Annotated in this window: 15 protein-coding genes; 5 read left to right on the top strand and 10 right to left on the bottom strand. The window is 63.0% G+C overall.

The genetic code is table 11. The features are described from left to right. Positions 1 to 2: 2 nt before the first annotated feature. Positions 3 to 1,199, bottom strand: a complete 1,197-nt coding sequence (locus AC07FD_RS21375; protein WP_478351436.1) for an amidase — start codon at positions 1,197 to 1,199, stop codon at positions 3 to 5. A gap of 540 nt (positions 1,200 to 1,739) precedes the next feature. On the opposite strand from AC07FD_RS21375, the gene odc2 reads away from it, so the two are divergent. Both odc2 and AC07FD_RS21365 read left to right on the top strand, forming a co-directional pair. Then, positions 1,740 to 2,873, top strand: coding sequence for an ornithine/lysine decarboxylase (gene odc2, locus AC07FD_RS21370; protein ID WP_478351435.1), 1,134 nt, complete (start codon positions 1,740 to 1,742; stop codon positions 2,871 to 2,873). A 97-nt stretch (positions 2,874 to 2,970) separates the two neighbouring features. Further along, entirely contained in the window at positions 2,971 to 3,573 is a 603-nt protein-coding gene (locus AC07FD_RS21365; protein ID WP_478351434.1) for a GNAT family N-acetyltransferase, read from the top strand. 90 nt (positions 3,574 to 3,663) lie between these two features. On the opposite strand, the gene AC07FD_RS21360 is transcribed toward AC07FD_RS21365, so the two are convergent. The 6 genes from AC07FD_RS21360 to AC07FD_RS21335 all read right to left on the bottom strand — a co-directional run bounded on the left by AC07FD_RS21360 (position 3,664) and on the right by AC07FD_RS21335 (position 8,656). Continuing rightward, the gene (locus tag AC07FD_RS21360; RefSeq protein WP_095084978.1) at positions 3,664 to 3,948 is read right to left on the bottom strand and encodes an SCP2 sterol-binding domain-containing protein; all 285 of its coding nucleotides are present in this window, start codon (positions 3,946 to 3,948) and stop codon (positions 3,664 to 3,666) included. Between the two features lie 195 nt (positions 3,949 to 4,143). Continuing rightward, positions 4,144 to 4,659: a hypothetical protein gene (locus AC07FD_RS21355; RefSeq protein WP_477285952.1), complete on the bottom strand. Its 516-nt coding sequence runs from the start codon at positions 4,657 to 4,659 to the stop codon at positions 4,144 to 4,146. 67 nt (positions 4,660 to 4,726) lie between these two features. Further along, entirely contained in the window at positions 4,727 to 5,152 is a 426-nt protein-coding gene (locus AC07FD_RS21350) for a hypothetical protein (RefSeq protein ID WP_478351433.1), read from the bottom strand. A gap of 97 nt (positions 5,153 to 5,249) precedes the next feature. After that, positions 5,250 to 5,858 (bottom strand): rod-binding protein, encoded by a 609-nt coding sequence (locus AC07FD_RS21345; RefSeq protein WP_478351432.1) that lies wholly within the window; start codon positions 5,856 to 5,858, stop codon positions 5,250 to 5,252. A 219-nt stretch (positions 5,859 to 6,077) separates the two neighbouring features. Next, on the bottom strand, positions 6,078 to 6,518 hold the full coding sequence (locus AC07FD_RS21340; protein ID WP_478351431.1) for a hypothetical protein: 441 nt from the start codon (positions 6,516 to 6,518) through the stop codon (positions 6,078 to 6,080). Positions 6,519 to 6,676: 158 nt separating this feature from the next. After that, positions 6,677 to 8,656: a BTAD domain-containing putative transcriptional regulator gene (locus AC07FD_RS21335; RefSeq protein WP_478351430.1), complete on the bottom strand. Its 1,980-nt coding sequence runs from the start codon at positions 8,654 to 8,656 to the stop codon at positions 6,677 to 6,679. A gap of 225 nt (positions 8,657 to 8,881) precedes the next feature. Here AC07FD_RS21335 and AC07FD_RS21330 point away from each other — a divergent pair, with 225 nt between their 5' ends. Continuing rightward, positions 8,882 to 9,880 carry a DMT family transporter gene (locus AC07FD_RS21330; protein WP_478351429.1) on the top strand — a complete coding sequence of 333 codons (999 nt, stop codon included), beginning with the start codon at positions 8,882 to 8,884 and terminating at the stop codon, positions 9,878 to 9,880. 214 nt (positions 9,881 to 10,094) lie between these two features. Beyond that, on the top strand, positions 10,095 to 10,958 hold the full coding sequence (locus AC07FD_RS21325) for a DUF1194 domain-containing protein (RefSeq protein ID WP_478351428.1): 864 nt from the start codon (positions 10,095 to 10,097) through the stop codon (positions 10,956 to 10,958). 58 nt (positions 10,959 to 11,016) lie between these two features. Here the strand turns inward: AC07FD_RS21325 and AC07FD_RS21320 are convergent, their stop codons facing one another. Genes AC07FD_RS21320 through flhA form a run of 3 tightly spaced genes read right to left on the bottom strand, consistent with a single transcriptional unit; the run spans position 11,017 to position 14,239 of the window. Further along, positions 11,017 to 11,400, bottom strand: a complete 384-nt coding sequence (locus tag AC07FD_RS21320) for a hypothetical protein (RefSeq protein WP_095084534.1) — start codon at positions 11,398 to 11,400, stop codon at positions 11,017 to 11,019. A gap of 2 nt (positions 11,401 to 11,402) precedes the next feature. After that, positions 11,403 to 12,155, bottom strand: a complete 753-nt coding sequence (gene fliR / locus AC07FD_RS21315; protein ID WP_477228041.1) for a flagellar biosynthetic protein FliR — start codon at positions 12,153 to 12,155, stop codon at positions 11,403 to 11,405. After that, positions 12,152 to 14,239, bottom strand: a complete 2,088-nt coding sequence (flhA, locus tag AC07FD_RS21310; protein ID WP_184876557.1) for a flagellar biosynthesis protein FlhA — start codon at positions 14,237 to 14,239, stop codon at positions 12,152 to 12,154. The genes fliR and flhA overlap by 4 nt, the downstream gene beginning before the upstream one ends. 121 nt (positions 14,240 to 14,360) lie before the next feature. Between flhA and AC07FD_RS21305 the strand changes: the two genes are divergently transcribed. Continuing rightward, positions 14,361 to 14,660 (top strand): putative quinol monooxygenase, encoded by a 300-nt coding sequence (locus AC07FD_RS21305; RefSeq protein ID WP_478351427.1) that lies wholly within the window; start codon positions 14,361 to 14,363, stop codon positions 14,658 to 14,660. Positions 14,661 to 14,729 lie beyond the last annotated feature (69 nt).

The following is a 14,729-nucleotide window of genomic DNA, read 5'->3' as shown; positions in this document are numbered from 1 at the left end:
GGTCAGGCCTTTCGTGCGGCGTCGAGAAGTTTCCGGCCGAGCCGTATCAGGGCAATGTCGCTGCCGGAAGGGCCAAGCAGCGACAGGCCGAACGGCGCGCCGGCGACCGAGCCGATGGGCAAGGTGATTTGCGGAAAACCCGATAGGCCGGCCAGGCACAGAAGCCGCAGCGCCTGCTCGCGATAGGCCTGGAACTGCTCTGGCGTGCTGTCCACGTAGGGCGCCGGGCCAGGCACCGTCGGCAGGACAAGGAAGCCGTCCTTGCCGAGCAGGGCACTCAGTTCGGCGCTGAAGGTCAGCCGTCGCACCGTCTCGGCCTGTGCCGTGCGGTCGTCGACGGCGCGACCAAAGCCGAAACGTTCATCGACGCCGGGGCCGAGGTCGCGCTCGCCACTGGTGATCCATGCGCCATGCACCGCCCAGGCTTCCCTGGCTTGGAGCCGGCGAAAGCACCAGTAGAGTTCATCCGGAGACGAGGCGAAGGGCGCCGCCGGGGTCGCAGGCGTGCCGAAAACCTTGCTCGCCAGCGCCTTCATCCCAGCATATTCGGCAAGTGCCGGGCGGGCGACCAGTCCATCCAGCCAGTCCAGCGCCAGCGGGCGCTCCAACGCTTGCTGGTGCGGGTCGCGGCCCAGCAGCAGCTTGCCCACTGTCTCGTAGGTCTCGATATCGTCGGCGAACCAGCCGAACGTGTCGAAGCTCGGCGCCAGCTTCATCGCGCCGTCGAGCGAAATGCGGCCATGCGTGGTGCGTAGCCCAATCAACCCGCAAAAGCTCGCCGGTGCGCGGATCGAGCCGCCGGTGTCGGAGCCGGTGGCGATATCCGCCAGCCTGCCCGCCACCGCTGCCGCCGACCCCGATGACGAGCCGCCGGTGACGCGGTCGGGCGCTGCCGGGTTCACCGGAAACGAAAAATGCGCATTCTGACCGAACAGCGCGAAGGCAAGCTCGTCGGTCTGGGTCTTGCCGACGAAGCGCGCGCCGGCATCGAGAATCATCTGCACGGCCGGCGCGGTGCGCGAGGCGGCGTCGCTTTCGGAGAATTTCTGCAAATTGCCGCAACCTGTGCGGTAGCCGGCGACGTCGTAGATGTCCTTGACGGCCAGCCGCAAGCCAGCCAGCGGTCCGAGTTCCGCATGTGCCACCGGCATCTGGCGAACGTCGAGAAATGCGTTGAGGGGGCCGTGCGTGCCTGGCATCGTTCGATATCCGGATACGATTGCACCAACATTGTTCGATGCCAGAAATTTTACAACCTTGGATGCGATTTTTATTGATTGTGAAAGCCGACGCTCTTATATCGCGCTTGCCCAAAGTCGCACGTGCCTGTGGGTGTCCGCCGATCCTCGAATGGTGAGGGAAATCGGTAAGGTAACTGGAGCCAACCCCTCCAGTCGGTTTAGCGGCCAACCGCCAGACCGAGGACACCTTGAAGCAACGACGGTGCGGGCCTTTCTGGTGTTCTGCCGGTTGTCCAAAGACCGGGGTTACTGAAGAGGCACACCCTCATTGCCGGCAGTGCGGACGGGTCTCCCATCCAAGCCAAGGCAGACAAAGCGAACCGAGGCCGGGCAAGGCCAAGGTTCACCGCCGCGAGACGGCGTTTCATGGTTCCGGGGTCTCCACCGGCTGGTTCCATGGATTTCCGTCCCGCCTTTGTCCACCGCGTGTTCGCGAGGCCGAAAGCCCGCGTCCCGCAGCCTTATTGCGCGCCGAAAGGCGCTGATGGAGAGACCCCGATGGCTACCCAGCGTATCCTTGACTTCCTCGCCACCCGACGTCCAACCGGCCCCTGCCTCGTCGTCGACCTCGATGTCGTGCGCGACAATTTCCGCGCGTTCGAGAAGGCGCTGCCCGATTCCAAGATCTACTATGCGGTGAAAGCAAATCCGGCGCCGGAAATCCTGCGCCTCCTTGCTGCGATGGGCTCGTCCTTCGACACCGCTTCCGTTGCCGAAGTCGAGATGGCGATGGACGCCGGTGCGCCGGCGGACCGCATCTCCTTCGGCAACACCATCAAGAAGGAGCGTGACATCGCACGCGCCTACCAACTCGGCATCCGCCTGTTCGCGGTCGATTGCGTCGAAGAGGTCGAAAAGATCGCCCGCGTCGCTCCCGGCGCGCGCGTGTTCTGCCGCGTGCTGACCGATGGCGAGGGCGCCGAGTGGCCGCTGTCGCGCAAGTTCGGCTGCGTGCCGGCGATGGCGGTCGACGTGCTGCGCCATGCCAAGGGGCTCGGCCTCGACGCCTATGGCGTGTCGTTCCATGTCGGCTCGCAGCAGACCGACCTGACCGCCTGGGACCGTGCGCTGGGCGACGCCAAGACGGTGTTCGCGACGCTGGCCGACGAAGGCATCGTGCTCAAGATGGTCAATATGGGCGGCGGCTTCCCGACGCGCTACCTGCGTGACGTGCCGGCGGCCAAGGCCTATGGCCAGGCGATCTTCTCGGCGCTGCGCAAGCATTTCGGCAATGCCATTCCGGAAACCATCATCGAGCCGGGCCGCGGCATGGTCGGCAATGCCGGCGTCATCAAGTCGGAAGTCGTGCTGATCTCGAAGAAGGCCGCCAACGACAATGTGCGCTGGGTGTTCCTCGACATCGGCAAGTTCGGCGGTCTGGCCGAGACGATGGACGAGGCGATCCGCTACCCGATCGTCACCGCGCATGACGGCACGGAGACCGCGCCTTGCGTGCTCGCCGGCCCGACATGCGATTCGGCCGACGTGATGTACGAGAAGACGCCTTATCCGCTGCCCTTGTCGCTGACCATCGGCGACGAGGTGCTGATCGAAGGCACCGGCGCCTACACGACCACCTACTCGGCGGTTGCCTTCAACGGCTTCGAGCCTCTCCGATCCTACGTGATCTGACGGTTCGCAAGAGCCGCTCAGATCATCCCAGGTGGGCGTCTGGCGTCCACCCGGGCTCGCCTGTGGAACAGATCTCCGCTCGCTAGGGATTGCGGAAATGGACATTGCAAATTTCATCGATGAGGGCGTCTGGCCGATCTCCCCCCTTGTGGGGGAGAGTGCCGGCGCCATTGCCATCGTCGCCGAAACCTCAGCCGACGTTGCAGCGCGCGAAGCGCTGCTCGACGACGCCATGGGTCCGATGCGCAGGAAGAAGTCTTCGGAGAAGCTGCGGCGCGGCCGCCGGCCCTCGGAAGGCCTGGCCTTCGTCGCCCGCGATGCATCGGGCGCCGTCGCCGGCACCGTGCGGCTGTGGGATGTCAGGCTGGGCGAGGGCGGTCCGGCAGCGCTGTTGCTTGGTCCGCTCGCCGTCGAACCGTCGCTCAAGAGTGCCGGCATCGGCTCGGCGCTGATGCGTCATGCCATCGCCGAGGCGGCGCGGCTTGGCCATGCGGCGATCCTGCTGGTCGGCGACGCGCCCTATTACGGACGCTTCGGATTCTCGGCCGCCAGGACCGGTTCGCTCGCCATGCCCGGCCCCTATGAGCGGCACCGCCTTTTGGCGCTGGAACTGGTCGACGGCGCGCTTGACGGCGTACACGGCACGCTGAAGGCGGCGGGACGCAAGCTGAAGGCGCAGCAGCTGACGTCGGCGGCCTGAGCTGCAAGGGCTGCCCGAAGCGGCCACCCGGCGTAGGCTCAAAACAAAAACGCCGCCCATCGGGCGGCGTTTTGTGCGTCTCACGAGCGGTCAGCCGATCAGCTGGCTGAGCGCCATGGCGACGGTCATGTCGCCTTCGACCTTTATCTTGCCGGTCATGAACGCCATGGTCGGGTTCAGGTCGCCCGATATCAGCGAATCCAGATCGTCGAGCGAGAGCTTGATGGTGCAATCGGCGGGTCCGTCAGTGGTTGAAATGGTTGTGCCATCGATGACGATGACGCCGTCGGCGCCGGTGTCGAATTTCACCGAACGATCGAATCCGCTGCTCGCCACGCGCGACTTGATCTTCTCTGCAATCTCCTGAACGCTCACGCTGTTCTCCTTGTCTGTTGCATCTGTCACGCAGCGGCGCTCGAAGCTCCATGCCGCGCTTTCGCGATCACGGTCGCATATAGCTTTGGGTTGACGTTTACGTCAACGCGGAATCCGGTGGCTGGTTCCCATCGCCTCAGCAGATGACGTCCCGGCGTGACCCGGGGGCTTAGGCGCAGCGGCAAGCCGGGCTGCTCAATGTTCCTTGAATGCCTTGGTCATTTCCGCTGCCGTCTCGCTTTTCTTGCGGCGCAGCCAGTTGTCGCGGATTTCGTCCTTGCTCAGGAAATTGACCTGATCGATCAGAACCTCATGCACCAAAGTGGCGCCGACACGGGTGTTGACGGTATCGCGGATCGCGGCGCGGAAGGCATCGAGGTCGATCGTCGCCTTATTGGTGAAGTCGATCTGCGGATTGGAATAGAGGTAGGTATAGACCTGGTCGGTGATGAGCGCTTCCGCCGGAATGGACAGCTTCTTTATCTGCTCAGGCTCGACCGTATAGACAAGCTTGGTCAGGAAATAGCCGCCGATCTGGGAATCGCGGATCAGCGGTACCGAAATGATGTCGGTCTTGACGTAGTCCAGGCCACCCAGCATCGGCTTCGGTGTCTCGCCGACACCACGCTCGCCGGCTGCCTGGAACGAATAGAACACGGCGCCGAGCGTGGCGGCGCAGATCCAGACAGCGATGGCGATGACCTTGAACATCAGGCCTTGTCATTTCCTGGCGATGGGAAAGCGGCACTATCTTTTTGCCTGGGCATTGTGTTCGACATCATGCCTTCATCCAGCCGAACTCGCCGGCGGAATAGGTGCCGTCGGTTTCCGCGCGCTGGATGGCGTGCCGCAGCAGGCTGGCGACCTCGTTGACCGCGCTGAGGTGAGCCAGGATGGCCGCCTCGTTCTTCGCAAGCTTCAGGCGCAGCCGGGTCAGGCCCTCGCGGTGCTGTTCGAGGAATTCGGCTTCGCTGCCGCCCCGCATGGCGCGCGTCAGTTCATAGAGATAGCGGCTCTTGCGGGCGTTCGACGCCTTGAGATCATAGTTGGTGGCGTTGCGGATGCCGGCCGTCTCTTCCTCGACCACTTCCTCGATGCGGCCGATGATGGCGGCGAGGTTGCCCGGGCGCGCGAACGGGATCGGCGCTTCCGACGCGGTCGTGCGTGCTGGCAGGTTGGCGGTGAATTCCGAAAAGTCGGCCATGAGAATCCCGGTCTGGTTAGATTGAACTCGGATACGCACTGTCTCAGTGTTTTGGCATGATCCTTCCCAAAACCGGCTGCCGGTTTCGGGGGCATTCCTAGATCTTGATGTCTGTCTTGATGGCGATGTCGTCACCGGTGATCGACCGGGCCGCCTTGCGTTGCAATTCGTGGACCAGCGAGGTCGACAGGCTGTTCTGTTGATCGATCTCGGTCTTTTCCGGCCCGCCCGAAACCGGACCGACCGGCACGACGCGTTTGCCTTCGAGATAGTGGTCGGCGAGCATCGACTTGGCGATGCCGATGCCGCCGCGTTCGGCCATCACGTCGGCCACCCGCTCGGCAAGCTGCGATTTCCACATGTCGCCGGCGAGGCCCTTGCCGTAGACGCCTTCGGTGTCCTTGGGCAGCATATTCTGGATGAAGGTCTGCAGCACCATCGCCTCGAACTTCTTGAACTTCTTGGCCGGGTCGGTCGTCGCGGCCTTGTCGGCGGTGGCCCGCGACAGAATCGAGCCGGCATCGACCGAAGCGGCGGTGTCGACCGAAAACGTCCCGGCAGCACCGCCCGCGCGCTTGGTCAGCGCGGCACGAGCGGCCTCGATGTCCGTCGGGTCGACGGCTCGGGCCACATCCATAACGATGTCGCTGGGTGGAGAAATCGCCAAGAAAGTCCGCCCTTTATCGGTTTTCCTTAGCCAGACCATGCCTCAACAAGCTTGTGGCAGGCTTGCGCGGCGGGCAGGGGGGGAACGCAGGCATGTGTGTTGGTCCCGCCGCCAACTGCGGACTTCGCCAAGCCACCATTCGGACGTCGCGGTTTTGGCCGAAAGCGGAACGTCGGTTTCCTAAATGGCATGGCTAGAAAGCCGACCGTTGTATGCGCGTAGTCGACCGACCGCAGGGACGCCGAACGGAGCGACGTCCTACTTCACCGTAATGGCCATACCGCTGAGATCGGCGTTGACCTGCATGCCTACCTGCTTGCCGGTGAGCTCGAGTTGGGCGCCCTTGTCGTTGGTCATGACGATCACCTGGGCCCCTTTGCCGAGCGCACCGCCACCGCCCGCCGCCCCATAGACCCCCGTTACATCCCGGACGCGGCGAATGTGGCGAACGGTACCTTGGAAGTAGGTCTTGGAAACCCCGAAGGCGAGGCCGCCCGAGATGCCGCCGACAGAGACGGGATAGCGGCGGCCATGGAAGGTCAGCGTGCCTTCGCCTCCAGAGCCACCCACAAAGAATGCAGCCTTATAGACGGAGAAGCGGATCGTGCCGCTGTCGGCATGCGCGGCGCTGGCGAGGCCTACTCCCGCAGTGGCGATAGCGGCAAACGCGACTGAACGAAATGTCGACGAAATCTTCATGATGATAGCTCCTTAAGGTCGCCGCCTACCCAGCCTGCCGGGCACGTCAGCGTCGTATCAAACTCATATGTGAACAGTCTGGCCCGTCATTTGTTCCAAGCCCGCGGACTCCGTTTGCGAGAAGGCCGCCACGATCCCGGTCGCGTAGCCAGGTTCCACTAGGAAGCAGGAAGGCCAGCCCTCGACAGCATTTCAAGGAATCTCGCGTGATGATGATCCTTCACATAGCGTGGCACAAAGCCGGGGCAGACATTACCGAGGTTGAGATGAGGAAGCTGTGACAGGCAATGATGGATGGCCCGTGTCGCTTCTTCGTTTGTTCCGGTTGCCGAAGCGGCCGCGGCCCAATAAAGGGCGCCACGAACGAAGCCCGGCTTTGTCCTGACCACTTTGCGAGCGACTTCGAGCGCCCGCCGGTCGTCTCCGCCGGCGAACAGTGCCACAACCAGGCCATGGTGACGCCAGAAGTCGATGACGTCATACGTGCCGAGCCGGATTGCCTCGTTGGCCTCACGCACTGCTTCACTAACCTGTCCGCGCAACGCAAAGAGCATCGAAATATCGCCGTGGCCACTCGGATAGCTTGGGTTGAGGCTGATCGCATGTTGGCATTCGGCGATGGCCTCGTCGATTCGGCCGGAACTTTCGAGAGCGAATGACAGGATGCAGCGGGCAATTTCGTCGTCGGGCACTGCCCGCACCGCTGCTTCCGCAAGCTCAACCGCACGCTCGATCTGCCCTGGCTCGCGAGGCAGCGCGCCAAACGCCACGCCCATGGAAATTACAATCGAAAGCGTCCGCTGTGCACGGGCGTTGTCGGGGCCCACCGAAACGGCCTTCTCGGCAAGCTCTATACCGACCAACAGTGAGTCCCGGGTCATCTCAAAATACTTCATGAGAGCTTCGTTCACCAACCTGCGCACTTCAGGGGCGCCCGGCGGGCTCTTGTCGCGAACCTTCCAGTTGGTCAGTTGAAGTTCGAGGGTCACAGCCAGCACAACCGACCGTGCGATCCTGTCTTGGAATTCGAGCGCGTTCTCGGAGTGGCCGTCGAACTTCTGGGCCCAGACATTATGGCCGCTGCCAGCATCGGTAAGCTGGACGTTCACCCTCAGCCCGTTGCCGGATCGCTGGATGCTGCCGCTGAGCATGTATCGCGCCCGGAGCATTCCCGGCGTTTTGGATTCATCGCCGCTCTTGTCCATGGACGGAAGCGCGGAGAGCACGACATAGTCGGCCACCTCGGAGAGGGCCGTGGTTATGTCCTGGACGAGCCCCCTGGCGAAAAAGTCGTCGCCTCGCTTTCCGGTCAGGTTGACGAAGTCGGCAACGCCGATGGAAGGGCGCCCGGGGCGCTGGCCGGCCGGAGCACCATTTGCCGGTTGCAGATTTGACGTCGTGTCGGCGGCAGACAGCAGGGATTGCCAAAGCGCTCGCGTCTCAGGGCTGGTTTCAACGCCGAACTCCTTCTTCAGCATGCTCCTGCAAGCCTCGTATGTCCTTATCGCCCTGTCGCGCTGGCCACATGCGGCAAGCAATTCCATCTTGAGCCGATAGGACTCCTCCCGCGTCGGTTCCATGGCCAGAACTCGATCCGCCAGGGCGAGTCCGGCCTCTGTGTCCACGAGGCGGGCGAGTTTTTCGAAGGACTCAAGCGCGCGGCCCAGCAGCCTGTCGCGTTCAGCCGCCGCCCAGTCGTCGAAAGCGTTGCTCCCCAGATAAACCCCATCAAGAAACGGTCCGGTGTAGTGCGCCAGAGCCGTCTCGAGTTCCGGCGCGGAACGCGCGGAGAGCCCGGATTCAAACTCCTCGACGTCAACTCGAACCGCATCCGGCCTGAGGCCGATCAACTCCCTCCGGGAATGGACGATATCCACACCCGCCCGTGATAGATCACGGCGTAGAACGCTGAGGGTTTGCCGCAGGCTGTTGCGCGAGTGTTCGCTGTCGCTATCGCCCCATAGCAGATCAGCCAGCCTTTCCCTTGTCGCCGCCATGCCCGGGCAGCGGGCCAGATAGGCAATGATCGCGGGGCCCCGCTTCCCGGTCAACCAGAGCGGACCGACAGTTTCCTTTTCAATCCGGAAGCCGCCGAAGAGTGAGATTTTGCTTGCGGCGACGCTGTCCTCACTTTGCATTTTCTTAACAGCTTCCCAGCCTGACGAAATCCTAACTCAAAACTAACGCTTCGCAACCGGTAGAACCACGCGTTCAAGCGCTCCTGTGACGGTAGATCAATTAAGGCATCGCTAAAGTAGGGGCACCTGAACGAAACACCGGTCGTAGCGGACCGAACCGGGCGCCCTGAAGTGGTTGGAGCCATCGCAAACCCGCGACGGGCTTTAGTCCGAGGGATGCGGTGTATGTCCAAGCTTAAGGCCAATTTGCTGCTGCTGTTTGCCGCTGCCCTATGGGGCTTGGGCAATGTTGCGCAAAAGACAGTGCTTGTTCATCTCGACGCGCTGAGTGCCGTCGGCCTGCGCTGCCTGATCGGTGGGCTGCTTGTGCTGCCCTTTGTCTTGACCGAAAGGCGACTGCCTGCCGGGCCGGGCCATTTCTCCAGCCTGGCCAGGGTGGGTGCGCTGTTTGCCATCTCCATCACGCTTCAGCAGCTTTGCTATCTCGGCGCCACTGTCACAAATGCAAGCTTCCTGGTGAGCACCGCAACCGTGATGACACCACTGGCCGCTTGGCTGCTCATCGGCGAACGTCCGACAGCGAGTCTTGCCGCCGCCGCCGGGCTGACCATGGTCGGTGCCCTGCTTTTGTCCGGCGGGTTCGCCAGTCTCAGCAGCGGCGATCTCACCGCCATCCTGTCGGCTGCCTGCTATGCGCTGTGGATGGTCGAACTCGGCCGGCACATGCAGACCCATGCGCGGCCGTTCACCGCGGCGGCGACACAGTTCCTCGGCGCCGCCGCCTTCGCCCTGCCGCTCGGGGCAATGCAAGGCAACCTTTCACTGGCCGCGGCATTTGCAGCCGGCCCGGAACTGGCGGTCCTCGGCGTGTTCTCCACCGCGATCGCTTTCGGCATACAGATTGCCGCACAGCGCTTTACCCCCGCTAGCCATGCCGCCGTGATCGTCAGTGCCGAAAGCGTCTTCGGGGCTCTAGGCGCGGCGATCTTGCTCGGCGAGCGGAACTCACCCGCAGGCGCACTGGGTGCCGCGATCATTCTCGGTGCGATCCTGTCCGTCGCAATGTCGAACCGAACGCCGCGGGCGCGCGCGCCCCTGCTGACCGCTCCGGTTCAGCCCTTCGACGCGGCCCCTGCCTTTGCCGCGGCGCCGGCAGCCTGGGCGGGCCATCGTCCCGCCGCCAATTCAGATCCAGTGAAGGAATGTGATGAACCTAGGCGGTGATGCGAACCTATTCCCAACCCGACCGCCACTCGTCACGGCTTTGCCCGAGGTTTGGTCGGGCGGGTCCTTCGGGGCGCTCGCCATGCCACTGACCTTGCTCGGCTGTTACCTTTTGTGGACCAAGGCCGATCTGCTGCTTTTCGGCGTGGGGACCAAGGCCCCTCGCCAAATTTCCACATGTTGAAAACGGGCGGTTGTCGAGATGGAGAATGACATGTTCGAAAGTGTGCATGAGGACGCAGGTGCCTTGTCCGCAGCGGTCTCCTTTCGCAAGCGGGCGATACGCAGGGGCATTCTGATGCCGACGGTCAGAGCGCTGGCAAAGCGGGCCAGCTCATATTTGAGACTGGCGGGAACGCTTGCCGCTTCGGTGTTTTGGGCACTGCAGGCACACGCGGCCAATGTTGATGTTGCTATCGTATTCGCAGTCGATTTCTCGTCTTCGATTGATCCGGAGATTGCTGACCTGCAGCGGGAGGGACATGCCGCAGCGCTCACTTCGCCCGAGATCATCGCGGCCATCACCCGAAATTATGTTGGCTGCATCGGCGTGGCCTACTTTGAATGGTCGAGTCCCGGGCACACACGCATGGTGCTGCCATGGACAAGCATCTGCGGGCTGGAAGATGCCAAGGCGGCTGCGTCGGTGATCAACAAGAGAGGCGATACCGGCAATATTCGCAGAGGGCGAAGCGGAACATCCGTTTCCTCGGCCATCGACGTCGGAAGTCTTCTGCTCGACCAGTTTCCTGGAAAGGCGGCCAAGAAAGTGATCGACATCTCTTCCAATGGTGAGAACAACGACGGACTTCCTGTTCAGCCGAGCAGGCTGAACGCCATTGCCAAGGGATACACGATCAACGCGATCGCCATTCCAACGGAAGATGAGAATCCCGACCAACCATTGGCATCCTATTTTGCCAAATTCGTCATTGGCGGATCCCAAGCTTTTGTCATAACGCCGAAGGGGCCAAACGACTACACTATGGCTCTTCGCCGCAAGCTGGTCACTGAAGTTAGCATGAACGTCGACCGGCAATTCCCGCAGCAGGCGGATGGGCGCTCTTCGCAACCGTAATTCCGGACATTGAGAGGATTAGTCTGACAGATTTGGGCCAACTATCAGCACCCAGGCACTACTCTGCGCTCCGCTTCTGCGCGATCAGGTCGAGGCGCTCGCGGTCGGAGCGTTCGCGCTCGTCGCGGTTGCGTACGTCCTTGTAGGCGCGCTCAACCATGTTGGTGCGTGCGGTTGCCGCGGCGATGAGGCTGGCTTCCTGCCTGGCGCTTTCGAGGCTCGCCTCCTGGCGCCCGACCGCGCTGGCAATGCGGCGATGGTAGAGATCGGGAAACACGCCGGAGAGGGAATCGGCACGGTCGAAATGCCCGACCAGATCCCGGGCTTCGGTCTCGGCGGCGCCGGCCGCGGCAAGGAAGGTGGCGTGACGGGTTTCGTGCAGCGCCTTCAGCTGCTCCTGCACCTTGACCAGTTTCTTCAGGCGGTCCCTGCGCGTGCTCATGGCTATCGTGCCAACGTCAGGTCGACAAAGCCGGCGACGAACAGCGACAGCATGGTGCCGACGGCAAAGTAGAAGATGATCATGCCGCCGGCGATGATGAAGGGCTGCGAGATGAAATAGATCGGGATCTGCGGGGTCAGCTTGTTGACGAAGCCGATCGTCAGATTGACCAGAATGGCATAAGCGACAAACGGGCTGCCGAGGCGGATGACCAGGAAGAACGTGTCCGATACCGTGTCGGTGACATCGACGAGTGCGGCCTGCGGGTTGAAGAAGATGTTGACCGGCGCGACCGTGTAGGAGGTCACCAGCGCGCGCACGATCTCGTGGTCGAAATCGAAGACGAACAGCATCAACAGAGCCGAGAACGAGATGATGGCGGCAAGCGCTGCCTGCGGTTCCGGCTCCTCGATCGCCGGTCCGCCGGTGCCGCCATAGCCGATCAGCATGGCGATGGCCGAGCCCATGAAGCGCAGGGCTTCCATGTAAAGCCTGGTCATGGCGCCGATCAGCCCGCCGACCAGGAGTTCCGAGATGATCATCGGCACCAGGATCTGCGGTCGCGGATCGACGAAGGGAAAGATGCGGTCCCACAGGAAGGCGAGCAGGCCGCCAGTGGCGGCGACCGCTACGAACAGCCTAACCTGGACCGGGACGCGGGCGCTGGACAGGCCGGGCATCAGCATGAAGCACGCGCCGATGCGGCAGAAGGCGAGGAACGCCGCGATGACGACGCCTTGCGAGAGAACGCTCACGATATGGTCCCGAGCACCCTGATCTCGACGCCCTTGGCGATTTCGACGTGGCTGAGCACCGGCAGCGTGGTGAACAGCCGCTCGATGATCATGCGCACATAGGGGCGGGCGTCGGGCGCGGTGACCAGCACGAAACGCTCGCCGGCTTCCAGATGTTTCTTGATCGCCTTGGTCGCGTCCTGGCCGAATTCTTCCAGCTGGCGCGGATCGATGTCGAACTCGCGCACCTCGCCCTTGGCGTCGCGCTTGAGGCTCTGGTGAAAGGCGAGGTCCCAGCGATTGCCGAGGCGCAGCACCTTCAGCACGCCGCCTTCGGAGAGGTCGCCACAGATCTGCTGCGCCATGCGGATGCGGACATGCTCGACGATCTGCTCGGTGCGACGCACATGCGGCGCGATCTCGGCGATAGCCTCGATAATCAGATGCAGATTGCGGATCGAGACCCGCTCGGCGAGCAGCAGCTTCAGCACCGCCTGCAGGCCGGGATAGGAGATGTGCGTGGTGCATATCTCGTCGGCGAGCTTGCGGTACTCCTGGTCCTGCCGCTCGAGCAGCGCCTTCATGTCCTTGTAGGACAGAAGCTGCGGCAGGTTGTTGCGGATGACCTCGGAGAGATGGGTAAGCAGAACCGACATGTTGTCGGCGAAGGTGTAGTTCTCGCGCTTCAGGTCTTCGGCGAAGGTTTCGACCACGGAATAGGCCCGCATGCCGAAGGCCGGCTCGCGGATTTCCTCGCCCGGTATTTCGGGAATGTCGCGGTTGCCAAGCAGCACCATGATCTCGCCGACGCGCATCTGGTATTCAGCCACTACAGTGCCGTGCACCTTGATCTGGTAGCTCTTCGGCGGGATGGCGAAATCGTCGGCAACCCGCACTTCCGGCACGACGAAGCCGTATTGTGTGGCGAATTTCTTGCGCATCTTGGACATGCGGAAAACCAGTTCCTGATGCGACACCAGAAGCCGCGTCGACAGCTGCTTGCCGATCAGTAGCTCGATCTCGGCGGTGGCGAGCGACGCCTTGACCGAGTTCTTTTCCTCTTCGACCTTGGTCGCCTTCTCCTGGTCCTTGATCGCTTCGGCGGCGGCGACGGCGCGGTTGTGGCGCATCGGGATGATGTAGCCGAGGCCGGCCATGCCGGCGGCCAGCGCAAAGAACGGAAACAGCGGCAGGCCGGGCATCAGGCCGAGCAGCACCAGCAGCGATGCCGCCACATAGAGCGCGCGCGGATGGGCGCCGAGCTGGCCGAACACCGCTTGGTTGGTCGAACCGCGCGTGCCGCCCTTGGATACCAGCAGGCCCGCGGCCAATGAGACGATCAGCGCTGGGATCTGGGTGACGAGGCCGTCGCCGACCGACAGCTTGATGAACACGTCGGCGGCTTCGCCCATGCCCATGCCGTGCCTGATATAACCGATGGCGATGCCGCCGACGATGTTGATGGCGGTGATGATGAGGCCGGCGATGGCGTCGCCGCGGACGAATTTCGAGGCGCCGTCCATCGAGCCGAAGAAGGAGGATTCCTCTTCCAGCTCGCGGCGGCGCAGCTGCGCCGTCTTGTCGTCGATCATGCCGGCGGAGAGGTCGGCGTCGATCGACATCTGCTTGCCGGGGATGGCGTCGAGGGTGAAGCGGGCGCCGACTTCGGCGATACGGGTCGCACCCTTGGTGATGACGATGAAGTTCACCACGATCAGGATCATGAAGACGATCAGGCCGATCACGAAATCACTGGCCATCACCAGCTTGGAGAAGCCGGCGATGACATAGCCGGCGGCGTGCGTGCCCTCATTGCCATGTGACAGGATCATGCGCGTGGTGGCGATGTTGAGCGACAGCCGCAGCATGGTGGCAATGAGCAGCACGGTCGGGAATGACGAGAAATCGAGCGGTCGCTGGATCCACAGCGCAACCATCAGGATCAGCACCGACAGCGCGATCGAGAAGGCGAGGCCGATGTCGATGAGAAAGGCCGGGATCGGCAGGAACAGCACGGCCAGGATGATGACGATGCCGATGGCGAAGAAGACGTCGCGGCCGTTCTTGGCCACTGCGCCGGGCTGGATGCTTTCGCTGATCGCCATGTCGTCCCCAAAATGCCAAGCCTGCCCGCGCGGCAGCCTTGTGAGCCTAACCGGCCAAGCTTGCGCGAGGGTGGGAGACTGGCTACTGGGCTTTCGACCACCGCTTCCAAGAGGAAATCTCATGCTCCTGATCATCGGCACCATCCGCTTGCCGCCGGAAAAGCTCGGGGAGGCGAAGCCCGCGATGGAGCGCATGGTCTCGGTCAGCCGCGCCGAGCCCGGTTGCCTCGAATATTCCTATGCGCAGGACGTGTTCGATGCCGGGCTCATCCGGGTGACGGAGGTCTGGAGCGACAGGAAGGCGCTCGATGCGCATTTCCGCTCGCCGCACCTTGCGGACTGGCGCGCGAGCTGGCCGGCACTTGGCATCGGCGAGCGCAATCTCGTGCTCTATGAGGCCGGCGATCCCAAGCCGACCTGATCGGTCCGCCAGCCGACGGTAGCCGTTCGCGTTCCAACAGAGCCAGGCGCGGCCGCAACCGGTCGCCCC

Source organism: Mesorhizobium waitakense, from assembly GCF_056431085.1.
Note: the sequence above shows the minus strand (reverse complement) of the source record. Positions and strands in the feature narration are given on the sequence as shown.